Source organism: Trichocoleus sp. FACHB-591, from assembly GCF_014695845.1.
Taxonomy (GTDB): domain Bacteria; phylum Cyanobacteriota; class Cyanobacteriia; order FACHB-46; family FACHB-46; genus Trichocoleus.
In genome coordinates this window covers 367945-384074 of record NZ_JACJPA010000045.1, presented here as the reverse complement: position 1 = coordinate 384074, position 16130 = coordinate 367945, and the positions used below count along the sequence as shown (strand labels likewise).

The following is a 16130-nucleotide window of genomic DNA, read 5'->3' as shown; positions in this document are numbered from 1 at the left end:
CTAGATATCTTCAGTTTTCACTCTTCTACTTTAGACTCACCGACCCCAGCTGAGATTCCGTACAGGGCGATCGCCTGCTCAAAAGACGGTTGGCTTGTTTAGTCAATTGAGCGGCACCAAGCTGGAATCAGCTAGGTTTAGTTTAGACACTGAATAAGTTGATATTGATTCACAACATCCAAGTGGGGCCAAGCCAGTGAAGCGTGCAAGTTTGATCATGAATCCGGTTTCCGGTACGGATGAGCCTAACCCCATGAAGCTGCCCGATATCATTGCTGCCTTGGAGACAGAAGATATTCGAGCTGATCTCGCATTTACCAAGCCAGATGAATCTCCGGCGCTGCTGGCCCAACGAGCCGTAGAAGAAGGATATGACATGGTGATTGTGGGGGGTGGAGATGGCACAGTCAGTGAAGTCGCAAAAGGGCTGATTCACGCTCCAATTCCGCTGGGCATTGTTCCCATTGGCACCTATAACAACATTGCTCGTAGCCTCAGCATACCGACTGATCTGGCTCAAGCCTGTCAAGTGATCGCACAAGGGCAAATCAAAAGTATTGATGTTGGACAAGCCAACAACGACGCTGAGCACTACTTTTTTGAGGCTGCTGGGGTAGGGCTAGATGCGGCTCTCTTTCCTTTAGGGGAAGAAGTGAAAGATGGGCAATGGGGACGAACGCTGCAAGCTGTCCGCTTAGCCATTAGTTATCAACCTCAGCGCTTGAAAATTGAGTTAGATCGTCCCTTGGCAAACGCGACGACACGTACCTCCCTGCGTCAACGATTTTTGCGCCGTCAACTCGCAACTCGCAGCGAATTTCAGCTCCAAGCTCTGCTAGTTGTGATTGCCAATGGTCCCTATTATGGAACCGGATTTACGGTGGCTCCTGACGCGCTGATGGATGATGGGCTGCTGACTGTCAGCGTTTATCGCAAGTTCAGCAAATGGGAACTGGTGCGTCATTTTTGGTCTATTAGTCGAGGTCAGTACCACTACAATCCCAAAATTGAAACTTACCAAGTGGCAAAGGTGCGTCTTAGTTCACCTACCAAGCTGCCTTTTCATATTGATGGGCATCAAATTGGTGAGTTGCCTGTGACATTCCAAGTTGTGCACCAGGCTCTGAAAGTGCTCGTTCCAGCAGAGACAAGTTCGCCCTAATGTGCTCCTACTGGGCCAGCCGGATTCGGCAGTTTTCGATACGACACTTACAATTGGGCATGGGATAATAGCGTCCGGCAAGTAGTTTTCAAGTATCAGTTTCCAAGGTCCTCCTATCTAGACTTCTATGGCTCTTTCTGCCCCTCAACCTGCTCTTTTAGTTCTTGCGGATGGTTCAGTTTACCGGGGGTGGTCTTTTGGTGCGCCTGGGACCACCATTGGCGAAGTTGTGTTCAACACAGGAATGACGGGTTATCAGGAGGTTTTGACTGATCCCAGCTATTGCGGTCAAATTGTTACCTTCACTTATCCTGAGTTGGGAAATACTGGTGTAAACCCTGAAGATGATGAATCTGCACGGCCTCAGGTACGAGGGGCGATCGCTCGTAATATTTGCCCACGTCCTAGCAATTGGCGATCGACCCAATCTCTATCGGACTACCTGAAGCAACACAACATTCCAGGCATTTACGGCATTGATACCCGCGCCCTGACGCGTAAGCTTCGCTCTGCTGGAGCCATGAATGGGGCAATCTCGACCGAAATTCTTGATCCCACAGAACTGCTGGAGCAGGTGCAAAATGCACCCAGTATGGCTGGTCTCAACTTAGTCCAGGAAGTAACGACCTCAACGATTTACGAATGGTCTGACCCTACCGATTCCGTGTGGGAGTTCAGCCCTACTGCTCAGAACGATGAGAGCGGCTCTAATTTGTTAACCGTGGTGGCGTTGGACTTTGGGATTAAGCGCAATATTTTGCGTCGTCTGGCTAGTTACGGTTGCCGAGTCCTTGTGGTTCCAGCCGACACGCCTCCTGACGAAATCATGAAATACAATCCAGACGGGATTTTTCTCTCGAATGGGCCCGGTGACCCGGCGGCAGTAACCGAAGGTATTGCCACGACCAAGGCACTCTTGACCAGCCAAAAACCCATCTTCGGCATTTGTATGGGCCACCAGATTTTAGGGTTGTCGTTGGGGGCAGAAACCTTCAAGCTGAAGTTTGGTCATCGAGGACTCAATCAACCTGCTGGATTAAAGCAGCGAATTGAGATCACCAGCCAAAATCATGGCTTCGCGATCGCGCCAGAATCCCTGCCTGATGCAGATGTGGAAATCACCCACCTTAACCTCAACGATCGCACGGTAGCAGGCTTGCGGCACAAATCCTTGCCATTGTTTTCGGTTCAATATCACCCGGAAGCTAGTCCTGGTCCGCATGACGCAGATTATTTGTTTGAGAACTTTGTGCAGACTATGCGAGCTGCCAAAACTAATGGCGATCGTCCTACCGCCGTCGCCACCGAAGCAACGTCCTAAAAAACTTAAAGTTGCAAACTTGAGGTTACAGGCATGGAGCTAAGGATTATACTGGCATGAGTTGTCCTGAAAACTGGCTAAAGTGTATACTGGAGCCTCGAATTATGGACATTTTTTGTTAGGAGGGATTTATTCCTGAGCCACTCACCCTGACCGTTAGCCTTAGAGGCACACGCGAAGTCAGAGATAATTGCCAACTCTTCCGTCTGACGGGTCTGTTAGATGCATTTTCTGAACCTACCTTTCGTAAGGTGCTCACAAAATGCGTCGAAGAAGGCCCCAAGCATGTCATTTTGGATCTTTCCCATATCGACTTTGTTGATAGTTCTGGACTGGGTGCGCTGGTGCAGCTAGCCAAAAAGGCGCAAGCCGCTGAGGGAACCTTGCAGATTGTCACTAATCCTCGAGTGACCCAAACTGTGAAGCTAGTTCGTCTAGAGCAATTCTTAGCTCTGCAAACTTCAGTCGATGTGGCCTTAGAGAACGTCAAGTCAGCTTGACTCATGCAAAAGTCGCGCCATCAAGCTATCCAGGCTTAACTGGATAGCTTGTCATTCTGCAAAAATGGCAAGACTGTAGCGAATTAATCGACTGACCTATGATGGAAAATAACGGTTCTGTGGGATCTAGCTGACAAGGTAAGAGCTGTCTGTGAAAGCAGAAGAAGATTGCTTAGAAATTTCGGATACACAGGCAGCTCAAGACCTGGCTAGCCCAGCTAATTTTCTGCCCACTATCACTCTGCCCACGGCTCAGTTGCAGACGATTTCACCTGGTGCGTTGGCTTACTTGGGAGATGCGGTTTATGAATTGTATATCCGCTCTCAGTACCTGCTTCCTCCCAAGCGACTGCAAAGCTATCATCAGCGAGTTGTGGCGCAGGTCAGAGCTGAAAGCCAGGCTCACCATCTGCGATCGCTAGTGTCTTTGTTGACCGGCGAAGAGTTAGAAATTCTGAGACGAGGACGTAACGCCGCTTCTAGCCGCTCCAAGCGAGTGAATCCAGAAATCTATCAGCAGGCGACTAGTCTAGAAGCTTTAATGGGCTATCTATACCTAACCAATCCCCAGCGTTTGGCTTATTTATTGGCCCAACTGAAACTAGACCCAACGCTAGAGGAGTAGCTACCTCCTGGTCAACATAATGAGCCTCAGACCAGTGGGGACTTGAAGGCTCCGGGATATAAATTTTTCGAATTATTGAGAGAATAATATGGCCGCCAAGAAGAATTACTCTAAAGACCGCGGTAGAGCCGCTGAAGGTAAAGGGTCTCAATCGCAAGGTCAGTCAGGAGACCGCCAAGGCCGCCCCATCCCGAAGGATGCGTCTCGCAGCTCAAGTCCTCGTCTGCGCACAAAATCTGCTAAGGAGCGCCCCTCTGGTAAGGGAACCGATTATAGAGGGGGAGAATACCGAGGCAGCGACCGGAGGGGGGCAGGTGACGGAGAGCCTAGAGTTAGGCCTACTGCAAACACAGGAGATTTCCAGGCTCCTCGGCAACGCTCAGATAAACCCACTCGTAACTTTGATAAACGGGAGCGCCCCTCTGAGAGCCGCGATCGCAGCTTTGGAGAGCGCGATCGCAATTCTGGTCGTCCCGAAGGACGGGAGCGTAACTTTGGCCCCCGTGAACGCAGTTTTGAGCCGCGTGAGCGGGGTTCGGAAGGGCGGGAACGCAGCCCTGAAAATCGTGGCCGCAGCTTTGGAGAGCGCGATCGCAGTTCTAGTTCTGAAAGCCGCAACGAAGGCCGCAACGAAGGCCGCGACCGGAGTTTCGGTCGTCCTGAAGGACGGGAGCGTAACTTTGGGGGGCGTGAGCGCAGCTTCGAAGGTCGCGGTGGCTCAGAAGGTCGGGGTCGCAGTTTTGAAGGGCGGAGTGAAGGTCGCGATCGCAAGTTTGAGGGGCGGAGTGAAGGACGGGATCGAGGGCAGGAAAACCGCGATCGCCGTTTTGACGAGACTTCCACTAAGCCAGCAGGCGAGTCCGAAGAAAGCGACTTGATCTATGGTCGTCATCCGGTGCTAACGGCCTTGGAAAACCAACATCCGCTCAATCGGATCTGGATTACTCCTCGACTGCGTTATGACCCTCGATTTCATACCGTGCTGCTGCAAGCCAAAGCCAATGGCACTGTCATTGACGAAGTAGAGCCGCAACGTCTTAGCTATATTGCGCCAGGTGCAAATCATCAAGGTGTGATTGCCCAGGTTGCACCCTATGAATATGCTGATTTGGGTGATTTGATTGCCCAAGCCCAAGCGGCAACGAGTCAGCCCTTAATCATTGTGGCGGATGGGATCACCGACCCCCACAACTTAGGAGCTATTATTCGGACTGCTGAAGCGTTAGGAGCCCAGGGCTTGGTGATCCCACAACGACGAGCTTCGGGGATTACATCCGTTGTGAAGAAAGTAGCCGCAGGGGCTTTAGAAACATTTCCTGTTTCTAGGGTCGTTAATCTGACCCGCGCTTTAGAAGAACTCAAGACTGCCGGATTCTGGATTTACGGTACTGCTGCGGGAGCGAGCGAGCCAGTCCCCACGGTGAAGTTTTCTGGCCCGATTGTGCTGGTCATTGGTTCCGAAGGGGAAGGTTTAAGCTTAACGGTACAGCGCTGCTGTGATGTTTTAGTCTCCATTCCGTTAAGCGGCAAGACTCCCAGCCTCAATGCTTCCGTTGCCACAGGAATGGTACTTTATGAAATTTACCGACAGCGGCATGGCACCTCCTTTGATTTTGCCAACATGCCTAACAAAGAAGGAATTGAAAAAAGAAATGCAACAGAGTATAACAAAGTGTGAATAATAACGACAGTAAAAGCCTGCGTAGCACCCCGTAAAACGTTGGTAATCGGCACAGAAAAAGAATCATGAAAGAAGTTTTGGTCAGTTTTCTCGAGACTCTTGGGCTCGCTTTTTGGGTTGAGATTGTTACTGATAGGCCTCGGTGTACTTACTACTTTGGGCCATTCCTCAGTTCTCAAGAAGCTCAAGTTGCCAAATCTGGTTACGTTGAGGATTTGGAGCAAGAAGGCGCTCAAGGGATTCGAGTCACAGTAAAGCGCTGCAAAACCCCTGCCGACCTAACAATCGCGGATGATTTGGAGGTAAAAATGCCTCTGGGAAAGTCTCGGATTCTTAGTGGGCAATTTTAGTAGTGTGAGTTGTCACGCTCAAAATTGCCTTTAAACCTGTGGCTACCCTTGAGGTTCGCTAAGAAAACCAACCTAATTTGATTTCATCACTTCTGGATGGAGAGCTAGCCACCGATCAATATCTTTTACGACTTGATCGGGGATCTCCCAAGGAAATAGGTGAGCTGTGTTTGGGTAGCAATGCCATTGACTGTTCTGGAGGTGCTGAGCAGTTTCCCAACTAGATTGAGCCGTGATGTGGCGATCTTCGGCACCCGCTAAGACTAAGCTGGGACAAGTAATTTGAGCGAGATCCGCTAGGCGGTTATAGTCTTTTCTCAAAGCGACTGTCAGAGCTTGGGTGGCTTCTCGGGAGGTGCGGAGGTAGGCAATTAGTGCCTCATCGGCTAAATACTGGTAGGCGATCGCGGTGTGCTGCTGAATCAGGTAGCGGTAGAGCGATCGCTTACCAAATGCCTCAATATTCCACTGCCAACCCGGGGAAAGGCGATTGATCATCGATGCTAACCCCGTATAAAAATTGTCCTGCCAAGTGATGGGCGGATGGCTACCGCGTGGGCGAGCGGCTGTCGCGACTAAAATTAAGCCGCTGACTCGTTGGGGAAATTTTAGGGCCAGTTCCATCGCCAAAATGCCACCTAGCGACCAACCCAAAACTAAGCAACGCGAAACTTGATAGCGATCGAGCACCGCTTCTAAATCCAGTAGATGATCTTCCATCTGAAATGCTTGCTGAGCAGGGCTGTTGCCATAACCCCGTAAATCTGGCGCAATGGTCTGGAAACGCTGGGATAAATGATTGGTAAACACTGACAAACTACTGCCTGACCCAGGATGGCCGTGCAGACAAAGAATGGGAAACCCTTTCCCTTGGCTCTGCACATGCAAACGAGCAGCTTGAGCAGCGCGATCGAAACTCGAATTTTGCGATTGCATCTTAACCCTTAATTTCTCAATTTCTATACTGGCTGACCAGAACTTTATTCGCCTAAACAGATAAGGTGTATTTGCAGAAACGTATACTAAAGTTTTGGACTTTGAGTCAGGAAGAGGTCGCTGCATGGCATCCATCCGCGAGTTGCATCAACAGCTTGTCAGCAAAGAGCGCTCGGCTGTGGAAATTACCCAAGAAGCTCTAGAGCGTATTCAAGCCCTAGAGCCGAAATTGCATAGCTTTCTGTGCGTCACGGCAGATCGGGCGCTAGAGCAAGCACGGCAAGTCGATGCCAAAATTGCGGCAGGGGAAGAAATCGGACTGTTAGCAGGTATCCCTGTAGGGATTAAGGACAATCTCTGTACGCAGGGTATTCCCACGACCTGCGGTTCGCGAATTTTAGAAAACTTTGTGCCGCCATACGAGTCCACAGTGACCCAGAAGCTAGCTGCCGCTGGGGCTGTAATGGTGGGTAAAACCAACCTGGACGAGTTTGCGATGGGTAGCTCCACCGAGAACTCAGCGTATCAAGTCACCGCTAACCCTTGGGATCTAGAGCGTGTGCCTGGTGGCTCCTCTGGTGGCTCGGCGGCGGCGGTTGCGGCTAGAGAGTGCGTAGTCGCTTTGGGATCAGACACCGGCGGATCAATTCGGCAACCCGCTTCCTTCTGCGGTGTGGTGGGTCTGAAGCCAACTTATGGCTTGGTTTCGCGCTATGGTTTGGTGGCTTATGCTTCTTCGTTGGATCAAATTGGGCCGTTTGGTCGCAGTGTCGAAGATGCAGCAGTTTTGTTGCAGGCGATCGCAGGCTACGATGCCAAAGACTCGACCAGCCTTAACGTAGAAATCCCGGACTACTCAAAATTTCTCAAGCCTGATCTCAAACCCAGAGGTCGGCGCAAAATTGGGGTAATTCAAGAAACCTTTGGCGAAGGACTTGATCCGGTCGTAGAAGCTGCAGTCACCAAAGCGATTCAACAGCTTCAAGATTTGGGTGCGGAAATTCAAGTGATTTCTTGTCCTAGTTTCCGCTACGGTTTGCCCACTTACTACATCATTGCGCCCTCTGAAGCTTCGGCTAATTTGGCTCGCTATGATGGCGTGAAATATGGCTTCCGCTCGGAAGACCCTGATAACATCCTGGCGATGTATACCAAGACCCGCGCTCAAGGGTTTGGCTCTGAGGTGAAGCGGCGGATCATGATTGGCACCTATGCTTTGTCTGCTGGATACTACGACGCTTATTACCTGAAGGCCCAAAAAGTTCGGACTTTGATCAAGCAAGACTTCGAGCGAGCCTTTGAACAAGTGGATCTGTTAGTTTGTCCCACTGCCCCTTCTACGGCATTTAAGGCGGGTGAGAAAACAGCTGATCCGTTAAGCATGTATCTGTCTGACTTGATGACCATTCCGGTGAACTTAGCGGGCTTACCAGGCTTGAGCGTTCCCTGTGGCTTTGATGACAAAGGCATGCCCATTGGTCTACAGATGATCAGCAATGTGCTACGGGAAGATATCTTGTTCCAGGTTGCCTATGCCTATGAGCAATCTACGCCTTGGCACGAGCAATTGCCCTATCTGGGTTAACTCTGTTTTCTCTCTAAAGATCCATTAGTGAACATTCAGAGTCTAGTTATTATGCCTTCAGTCTTCCTGTAGGGATGACGAAATTTCTAGACTCTAAGGCAGGATGTATGAACTTAGGCTTATTTTGGCAATTCTCCTCCCTGACGCTAGCTTTAGTGGGTGCTGCTCACGCGATCGCCCCGAGCGCTCAAGCTCATCATGATCCGATCCACTCTGCTGAAGAAACAGTGACTCGTACAGTTGCGAGTCCTGATACCACAATGCCTCTGGCGCTAGGAAGCAGCTTGTTACTAGGAGTCGCGGCAGCAGGCTCTTACTATGTGTTCAAGCGGCACTCTATTTAGCTGGAGTGGCACTTAGCTAAAGTGATACAGAGAATGGCGCTAGTCAGTAACAACTTCAACGGGAGTTACGGCTAGCGCTCTTCATTGGCTCTGGAATTGAAACTTATGCCCACGCTGGTTTTGCTGTTCAAGCTATTGCTGAAGTTGTTGCTGATTTTGGGAGGAGGGCTGGCGATCGCCTATTTAGCAGCTTGTGTCTTCCTACTATTTCGGCAAAATCGGTTTATCTTCTTTCCTGCTTCCGTTAGCGAAACCACACCCGCAGTTGTCAATCTGGTTTATCAAGATATCTGGATACCCATCACCACTCCTACAGGCAAAGCCGAGCGCTTACATGGATGGTGGATGCCCGCTACAGAGCCAGAACAAGGCGTGGTTTTGTATGTACATGGCAATGGGGCGAATGTGGGAGCCACTGTATCTCAATCTCAGCGGTTTCATCAGCTAGGGCTATCTGTCTTTGTGTTTGACTACCGAGGATATGGTCGCAGTGAGGGCAGTTTTCCTACTGAAGCGCAGGTTTATGCAGATACACAAGCTGCGTGGAACTATCTAACTCAAGTCCGGGAGATTCCACCGGAACAGATTTTTCTATATGGTCATTCTTTAGGTGGAGCGATCGCAATCGACTTAGCCATCAAGCAGCCTGAAGTCGCTGGGCTGATCGTAGAAAGCAGTTTTACTTCCATGCGCCGGATGGTCGATGTTCGAGGTGGATTTGGTCTATTTCCAGCGGATCTGTTGTTGACGCAGAAGTTTAACTCCTTGGAAAAGGTGCGATCGTTGAACACGCCTGTGTTGTTCATCCACGGCACTCTAGACTTGACAGTTCCCGCAGAAATGAGCCGCACTTTATTCCAGGCAGCGCCAGACCCTAAGCAACTTTTATTGGTAGAGGATGCGGGACACAATGATGTCGCTGCTATCGGTGAGGGCCGCTATCTTCAAGTGATTCAACAATTTGTGGAGCAGGTGCAGACCAGACAGAAGCAAACTGCTGTTTCTCAGTGATCGAGCAATGAGGCGTTCAGCCAGCGATCGCCTAAGGTTGAGAGGTAGCAGGGCTTTGCGGAGAACTGTATACCCAAGCTACTTAGTTGTGAAGTGTTGTTTTGAACGATATCAACCCTGATCTCCCTAATTTGTTCGTGTGGGAAGGTCAGAATAAAGTCAGATAAACCGTAAATTTGCGGATAAGCTTATTGAGGGGTGCGTAAACGGCTAGTACGCCTGATGAGCGTGCTAAATGTCATTTATTCACTGAAAGCCAAGATTGAGTTGCAGGTTGATGACTGCTGAAGAAGCATTAGGGATTGTTGAGCAGGTTCTAGAGGTAGGCCGCTTAAATAAAGTGCAAGAGACAGTATTTAAGCGAGCTTGGGAAGGATGGTCATATTCAGAAATCGCGAAAGAATCTGGCTATGACCAAGGCTACATCAAAGATACGGGTGCTAAGTTGTGGCAGTTACTCTCGGATGCTTTAGGCGAGAGAGTCACAAAATTCAACTGCCCAACCGTGTTGAAGCGATCGCAAGCCAAGCGCCAGGAAGTTGCAGTTAGCGATCGAGGAGATAGTAGCACCTCCTTAGCTCACGCTTCTAGCTCCTCACTCCCGGCTCAAGATTGGGGAGAAGCGATTGATGTGTCGATCTTTTATGGTCGAGCCGATGAACTCAGCACTTTGCGTCAGTGGGTTCAGCAAGACCGTTGCCGTCTCGTCACCCTTTTGGGGATGGGAGGGATTGGTAAAACAGCTTTGTCTGTCAAAGTTGGGGAGCAATTAGAGGGTGAGTTTGAGTGTCTGATTTGGCGATCGCTGCGAGATGCCCCGCCCTTATCAGAGCTACTCGCAACTTTGATCAAGTTTTTATCTCGTCAGCAAGACATCACCTTGCCAGAAAGTTTAAGCGGCCAGCTTTCTCGTCTGTTGGAGCTGTTGCGAGGATCTCGCTGTCTACTGATTCTGGATAACTTTGAGGCGATCCTCCAAGGAGGTATGCGAGCAGGAGCTTACCGCAGCGGTTATGAAAGCTATGGAGAGTTGCTGAGGCGGGTCGGCGAGATCTCCCATCAAAGTTGCTTGGTGATTACGACTCGGGAGAAACCTCAAGAAGTCGGAGCGCTAGAAGGAGATTTGCTACCCGTGCGAACGCTGCCAGTAGCTGGGTTAGAGGCGATCGCAGGGCATGAAATTTTGCTGGCTAAAGGATTGGCAGGTTCGACCACCGAACAAGAGCAGTTGATCGAGCACTACCGGGGAAATCCGTTGGCGCTCAAGATTGCCGCCACCTCAATTCAGGATTTGTTTGCCGGTGATATTGCGGCGTTTCTCGACCAAGGTATGGGAGCATTTAACGGCATTGCGACCTTACTGACTCAACAGTTTGAGCGCTTGTCAGACATAGAAGCTCAGGTGATGTATTGGCTAGCAATTAATCGGGAACCAGTTGTTCCGGCAGAATTGCAAGTCAACATGATACCGGAGATTTCCAGACCCAAATTAATGGAGACTCTGGAATCGCTGACATGGCGCTGTCTGATTGACACAGCCAAGCCGACTGCTGGTGCGACTCGCCCACTGGGATTTACGCAACAGCCCGTGGTGATGGAATATGTGACCGAGAAACTGATCGAGCAAGTCTGTGAGGAAATCGTCACAGTGTCTCCTCGGTTGCTGTTGAGTCATGTGTTGATGCAGGGGCAAGCCAAAGAATATATTCGGGAAAGCCAAATTCGGCTCATTCTAAAAGCTGTGGTGGAGCGATCGCTGACCAAATTAGGCTCTCTACAACAGCTCGAACAAAAACTGAATCAGCTGCTGACTCAGCTACAGAGCCAATCGCTCGGCTTCACCGGATATGGCGGTGGCAATCTCCTCAACTTATTTCGTCAGCTAGAGACGAATTTAGCAGGTTATGATTTTTCCGGGTTAAAGATCCGCCAAGCCTATCTACAGGATGTCAATTTACATCAAGTAAATTTTGCTCAGGCAGAATTCATTCACTGTGTTTTTGCAGCGACTTTCGGCGGCATTACTTCCGTAGCCTTTAACACAGACGGTCAGCTCTTAGCCACCAGTGATACCAATGGCGACATTCATATTTGGAGAGCAACAAACAGCAAGCAGATGGTAGCTTGCAAAGGCCATAATAGTTGGGTTTGGGCGGTTGCTTTTAACCAGGACAGCCGAGTTTTAGCCAGTTGTGGGCAAGATCATACAGTGCGGCTGTGGAATGTAGAAACAGGACAATGCCTCAAAACTTTGCATGGACACACCAGCATTGTCACGGCGATCGCCTTTGCGCCTCATCCTAGTTTTCCCGATAGTGCAGCAGCGCAAATCCTCATTAGCAGTAGTACCGACCATACCATCCGCATTTGGGATATCCAGACAGGAGATTGCTTAAGAGTTTTGGCAGGGCATACCGCTTGTGTCTGGGCGGTGAGTGTTGCTGCTAATGGCCAAACCCTAGCCAGTGCAGGTGAAGATCAAACCATCAAGCTCTGGGCGATCGCCACAGGAGAATGTTTCAAAAGCTTCCCGGCACATAGTCATTGGATTAAAGCGCTGGCACTCAGTCCAGATGGGCAAACGCTGGTGAGTGGCAGTTTTGACAATACCGTGAAGCTCTGGAATGCTAGCACGGGAGAATGTCTGAAAACGCTTCCAGGGCATGTCAGCACCGTAGCCTCTGTCGCGTTCAGCCCGAACGGCAAAGTGGTTGCTAGTGGTAGCTATGACCAAACTGTAAAGCTGTGGAGTGTGCCTTCAGGTAAATGTCTCACTACTTTAGAAAAACATACCAATCGAGTTTGGTCTGTAGCTTTTCACCCAGAGGGACAGCTACTCGCAAGCGGGGGAGATGACCATACGGCCAGAATTTGGGATATCTCTACGAGCCAATGTGCCAGAACTATTCAGGGGCACAGCAACTCGATTTATGCGATCGCCCTCAGCCCAGATCAGCAATGGCTCGCGAGTGGTCATGAAGACCAAACAGTTAGATTATGGGATTTCAACGCCATAGATTCAGACGCATCTCGCAGTTTGACCTACCCACTGAAAAAAATCTTTCGCGGACATACGAATCGTATCTTTGGCGTCGCCTTTACGCCGGATAGTCAAACTTTAGTAACAGGCAGCTTAGACCGCACAATTAAACTGTGGAATGTGCAAACTGGAGAATGCCTAAAAACATTGCAAGGTCACACCAGTTGGGTTTGGGCGATCGCCTTAAGTCCAGATGGCAGATTAGTCGCCAGTGGTAGTTACGACCATCTAGTCAAGTTGTGGGACATCACCAGTGGAGAATGTCTCCAGACATTGTCAGGACATACGAGTTCTGTGTTGTCAGTTGCCTTTAGTCCAGATGGCTGCTTGCTTGCGAGTGGTGGTTATGAGCAAATGATTAATCTGTGGGATGTGGCTACAGGCCAATGTCTCAGAACTCTCCAAGCGCATGCTAATCGAGTGTGGTCTGTGTCGTTTTGCCCGGATGGTCAACTGTTGGCAACCGGGGGAGATGACTTCACCGTCAAACTGTGGAATATTGCCACTGGAGAATGTGAGAGAACTCTGTCAGGACATACTAGTGCTGTTCTATCCATTCTCTTTCATCCCAGCAGTGATCAGCTCATTACGGGTAGTGCTGACAGAACAATTAAGATCTGGAGCTTAAGCACCGGAGAATGTCTCAACACCTTGTCGGGTCATCAAAACTGGGTTTGGTCCTTGCTTTTGGATGCCCGTCATCACCTGTTGTGGAGTGGGAGCCAAGACGAAACGATGAAGTGTTGGGATCTGGAAACTGGAACCTGTCTCAACACCTTGCAACCACCGCGACCCTATGAAGGAATGAATATTACAGAGGTCAAAGGCTTAACAGAAGCCCAAAAAACCACATTAATCGCCTTGGGAGCGATCGCTGACTCATAGCACCAAACGCGACTGTATTATTCTGCACTCAAAGATTTAGTTAAACCACGCGGGCGATCGACATCTAGCCCCCGATACACCGTGATGTAATAGGCCAGCAGTTGTAAGGGAATCACCGTCAAAATTGGCGAGAGTAACTCATCTACCTCTGGAATTGGCAGCAAGGAATCAAACAAAGCGGCGGCTTCAGAATTTTCAGGCGTGGTAATGCCAATTAACCTAGCGCCACGAGATTTCACCTTTTGCAGATTCGCCAAAGTTTTGTCATAAACTTGCCCTGGCATCGCGATCGCGACCACCGTTACTTGCTCATCCAGAATCGCGATCGGCCCGTGGAGAAACTCTCCCGCCGCATAACCTTCAGCATGAATATAGCTGGTCTCCTTTAGCTTCAAGGCTCCTTCGAGCGCAATGGGATAATTAATCCCCCTAGCCAAAAAGATAAAATCTTGAGTATCCACCAACTCTTTCGCTAGTTGGGCGATCGCGTCTGTTGCTGCTAAAATTTGGGATATCTTTTCGGGTAACCGTTCTAGCTCTCTGAGCAAGATATCGAGGCGATCGCTAGATAGCATTTGGCGGCGACAAGCCAGATTCAGCGCCAAGGTGTAGAACACTATTAACTGAGCGACAAAACTCTTGGTTGCTGCCACTCCCACTTCCTGTTCAGAAGGTGCATGTAGGATATGGTCTACTCGTTGCTGTAGGGTACTGTCCGGTTGATTGGTTAAACCTAGCAAGCGAGGACGGCAAGCTGGAGTGAGTTGAGACCGCCGTTGTTGCTCGAATGTCAGCGCCTTGAGTGTGTCTGCTGTTTCTCCCGACTGAGTGACTGCGATCGTCAGTGTATTGGGAGTTAAGGGAAATGGGTGATCTAGAAACTCCGAAGCATAACGAACTCTAGTCGGGATACCTGCCAATTGTTCTAGCCAGTATTGCCCAACTAAACTGGCATGGAGACTGGTGCCACAAGCAACAATGTGAATTTCGGCCAAACCGTTATAGAAGCTGGCTGGCAATCCCAGATCGATTGGAGACTCTGAAGCGCAATTCTGTGTCCAGTCCAAATTCAGATACTTCTCTAGGCAAGCCCGAACGACATCAGGTTGCTCATAGATCTCTTTCAGCATGAAATGCCGAAATTCTGAGTGCCGAAATTCTGGGCGATCGTCCAGCATGGAGGATAAGTCTAACAGGGCTGACAGTATTGCTGACAATATTAATAGCAACCCAAGCTAGCTTAAAAAACATGGGGCAGAAGACCGAATTATTTACTGGCGATCTTTCTGCCCCTTAGTAGATGGACGGAGAATTCAGCTTACTGGTAAACCGTAACGGTTGGTAATTTGATCTGAACTGTGGGAGTCGCAGGTGCCTGGGTGCTGCTTTGCTCTCCTACTGTGGGCACCACGAAACCCCCCTTACTAGGCGCACTAGGGGAGGGAATAACAGATGGGAGACTGGGAGCGGGTGTCACCTTAATACTGCTGTTGGGTAAAGGACGACTGGAGTTAGTCACGGGGGGAATGCTCACCGCAGGCGTGATGGCAGGGAGCTTGACACTAGAAGTGCTGGGTCGATTTCCCGTCTTGGTTTCTGGTAAGGGTACCAGAATAGGAATAGACGTGGATGCAGTTGGTTTCGGAGGTGTTACCCCAGTTGGCTGGCTGATCGGTTGACTAATGGGCTGACTTGTGGATTGAGGAGGAGGAACTGGCACTGGAATCACAGTTGCAGTCGTGGGGGTTTTGGGAATCACTACTGTGGGTTGAGCAGGCCGAACGGTCCCAATTGGTTGCGTGGGTCGAACAATCCCAATTGGTTGAGTGGGTCGAGCCGCTGGTAGGGGAGCAGGAACAGTTACAGGTCCATTGGCAGGCCGAGTTGGGCCAGTCGTCGGCAGACCCGCAGGTTTGGTAGAGCCAACCGCAGGCATCGTAGTAGGTGAAGTCGAACCCGTGGCAATATTGCTGGGTAGCAGGGTCTCCGGAGCCAAATCATTGGTGAGGTAGACATGACCCAATGGGCGATCGTTGTAAACGCGCTTACTCAACCGCCAACCTGGATCAAGGAAAATCTTGGCGAAGCCTGAGTCTAAGCCACGGGTTCTGCCAATTTCCAACGCTGGTAAATTTTGTCCCCGGTTGGGTTGCCCGATGAGCACCAATTCATTGTTGCGTTTGACCACTCGCAAACTATACTTCAAGCCTAGGTCTTGGCCTGCCATCCGCACAGAGTAGCCGTTGCTATCGGTGCTGCGTCCACAAATGCCAGTGAAGTCAAAGCCGAGTAACAGCGGTTCTACAGGTGTATGGCTTCCTGTGGCGATTCCGCCTTCTTGCCAGCAGGCCTGCTTATTGGAGACTTGTTCTAAGATGAGGAGTTGGTGAGCTTGTCGGCCATAGGGAGCAGCTACAGCAATAAATTTGCTCTGATCTACCTCTTGTTGACTGAAGGTAGCAGCCGCGATCGCTGGATTAACGGAACTGATGGCACTCAACGCTAGCGTGGCTGAGACAGCCAATTGGAGTCGCAGGGAATTCAACATAATGGGCGGGAGAAATCTTGTGTGTGAGGTATTAATAGTGATTGCACCAGTTCCGATAAAGTTGCTGGCCTTATATTAATTTTTTAACGACTTGGGACTTGGATGGTCCGGTTAATTTGAGCCTCATTTTTACTTAAAGTGC

At 50.0% G+C, this 16130-nt stretch carries 13 protein-coding genes; 10 read left to right on the top strand and 3 right to left on the bottom strand.

The features are described 5' to 3' along the window. Positions 1-196: 196 nt before the first annotated feature. From H6F90_RS09900 to H6F90_RS09875, 6 genes are all read left to right on the top strand, one after another. Positions 197-1162, top strand: a complete 966-nt coding sequence (locus H6F90_RS09900) for a diacylglycerol kinase family protein (protein WP_348252034.1) — start codon at positions 197-199, stop codon at positions 1160-1162. A 127-nt stretch (positions 1163-1289) separates the two neighbouring features. Next, positions 1290-2483 carry a glutamine-hydrolyzing carbamoyl-phosphate synthase small subunit gene (carA, locus tag H6F90_RS09895; protein WP_190552302.1) on the top strand — a complete coding sequence of 398 codons (1194 nt, stop codon included), beginning with the start codon at positions 1290-1292 and terminating at the stop codon, positions 2481-2483. A 131-nt stretch (positions 2484-2614) separates the two neighbouring features. Continuing rightward, the gene (locus H6F90_RS09890; RefSeq protein WP_190439908.1) at positions 2615-2983 is read left to right on the top strand and encodes an anti-sigma factor antagonist; all 369 of its coding nucleotides are present in this window, start codon (positions 2615-2617) and stop codon (positions 2981-2983) included. Positions 2984-3134: 151 nt separating this feature from the next. Next, positions 3135-3608 carry a ribonuclease III domain-containing protein gene (locus H6F90_RS09885; protein WP_190552301.1) on the top strand — a complete coding sequence of 158 codons (474 nt, stop codon included), beginning with the start codon at positions 3135-3137 and terminating at the stop codon, positions 3606-3608. A gap of 88 nt (positions 3609-3696) precedes the next feature. Then, positions 3697-5286, top strand: a complete 1590-nt coding sequence (rlmB, locus tag H6F90_RS09880) for a 23S rRNA (guanosine(2251)-2'-O)-methyltransferase RlmB (protein ID WP_190552300.1) — start codon at positions 3697-3699, stop codon at positions 5284-5286. 68 nt (positions 5287-5354) lie between these two features. Next, positions 5355-5639: a DUF1816 domain-containing protein gene (locus H6F90_RS09875; protein ID WP_190439644.1), complete on the top strand. Its 285-nt coding sequence runs from the start codon at positions 5355-5357 to the stop codon at positions 5637-5639. 72 nt (positions 5640-5711) lie between these two features. On the opposite strand, the gene H6F90_RS09870 is transcribed toward H6F90_RS09875, so the two are convergent. Continuing rightward, positions 5712-6575 carry an alpha/beta fold hydrolase gene (locus tag H6F90_RS09870; protein WP_190439641.1) on the bottom strand — a complete coding sequence of 288 codons (864 nt, stop codon included), beginning with the start codon at positions 6573-6575 and terminating at the stop codon, positions 5712-5714. A gap of 124 nt (positions 6576-6699) precedes the next feature. On the opposite strand from H6F90_RS09870, the gene gatA reads away from it, so the two are divergent. The 4 genes from gatA to H6F90_RS09850 all read left to right on the top strand — a co-directional run bounded on the left by gatA (position 6700) and on the right by H6F90_RS09850 (position 13440). Beyond that, positions 6700-8160, top strand: coding sequence for an Asp-tRNA(Asn)/Glu-tRNA(Gln) amidotransferase subunit GatA (gene gatA / locus H6F90_RS09865; protein WP_190552299.1), 1461 nt, complete (start codon positions 6700-6702; stop codon positions 8158-8160). 74 nt (positions 8161-8234) lie between these two features. Beyond that, positions 8235-8504: a hypothetical protein gene (locus H6F90_RS09860; protein WP_190552298.1), complete on the top strand. Its 270-nt coding sequence runs from the start codon at positions 8235-8237 to the stop codon at positions 8502-8504. Between the two features lie 105 nt (positions 8505-8609). Then, positions 8610-9515 carry an alpha/beta hydrolase gene (locus H6F90_RS09855; RefSeq protein ID WP_190552297.1) on the top strand — a complete coding sequence of 302 codons (906 nt, stop codon included), beginning with the start codon at positions 8610-8612 and terminating at the stop codon, positions 9513-9515. A gap of 277 nt (positions 9516-9792) precedes the next feature. Beyond that, entirely contained in the window at positions 9793-13440 is a 3648-nt protein-coding gene (locus H6F90_RS09850) for an NB-ARC domain-containing protein (RefSeq protein WP_190552296.1), read from the top strand. Between the two features lie 17 nt (positions 13441-13457). Here the strand turns inward: H6F90_RS09850 and H6F90_RS09845 are convergent, their stop codons facing one another. Together H6F90_RS09845 and H6F90_RS09840 are read right to left on the bottom strand one after the other, a co-directional pair. Continuing rightward, complete coding sequence (locus H6F90_RS09845; protein ID WP_190552295.1) at positions 13458-14618, bottom strand: isomerizing glutamine--fructose-6-phosphate transaminase; 1161 nt, start codon at positions 14616-14618, stop codon at positions 13458-13460. Between the two features lie 140 nt (positions 14619-14758). After that, on the bottom strand, positions 14759-15988 hold the full coding sequence (locus tag H6F90_RS09840; protein WP_190552294.1) for a DUF3747 domain-containing protein: 1230 nt from the start codon (positions 15986-15988) through the stop codon (positions 14759-14761). Between the last annotated feature and the right edge of the window lie 142 nt (positions 15989-16130).

Coding starts and splice junctions, on each gene's coding strand:
- carA (WP_190552302.1), top strand. CDS start 1,290: ATGGCTCTTTCTGCCCCTCAACCTGCTCTTTTAGTTCTTGCGGATGGT.
- rlmB (WP_190552300.1), top strand. CDS start 3,697: ATGGCCGCCAAGAAGAATTACTCTAAAGACCGCGGTAGAGCCGCTGAA.
- H6F90_RS09875 (WP_190439644.1), top strand. CDS start 5,355: ATGAAAGAAGTTTTGGTCAGTTTTCTCGAGACTCTTGGGCTCGCTTTT.
- H6F90_RS09870 (WP_190439641.1), bottom strand. CDS start 6,575: ATGCAATCGCAAAATTCGAGTTTCGATCGCGCTGCTCAAGCTGCTCGT.
- gatA (WP_190552299.1), top strand. CDS start 6,700: ATGGCATCCATCCGCGAGTTGCATCAACAGCTTGTCAGCAAAGAGCGC.
- H6F90_RS09860 (WP_190552298.1), top strand. CDS start 8,235: ATGACGAAATTTCTAGACTCTAAGGCAGGATGTATGAACTTAGGCTTA.
- H6F90_RS09855 (WP_190552297.1), top strand. CDS start 8,610: ATGCCCACGCTGGTTTTGCTGTTCAAGCTATTGCTGAAGTTGTTGCTG.
- H6F90_RS09850 (WP_190552296.1), top strand. CDS start 9,793: ATGACTGCTGAAGAAGCATTAGGGATTGTTGAGCAGGTTCTAGAGGTA.
- H6F90_RS09845 (WP_190552295.1), bottom strand. CDS start 14,618: ATGCTGGACGATCGCCCAGAATTTCGGCACTCAGAATTTCGGCATTTC.
- H6F90_RS09840 (WP_190552294.1), bottom strand. CDS start 15,988: ATGTTGAATTCCCTGCGACTCCAATTGGCTGTCTCAGCCACGCTAGCG.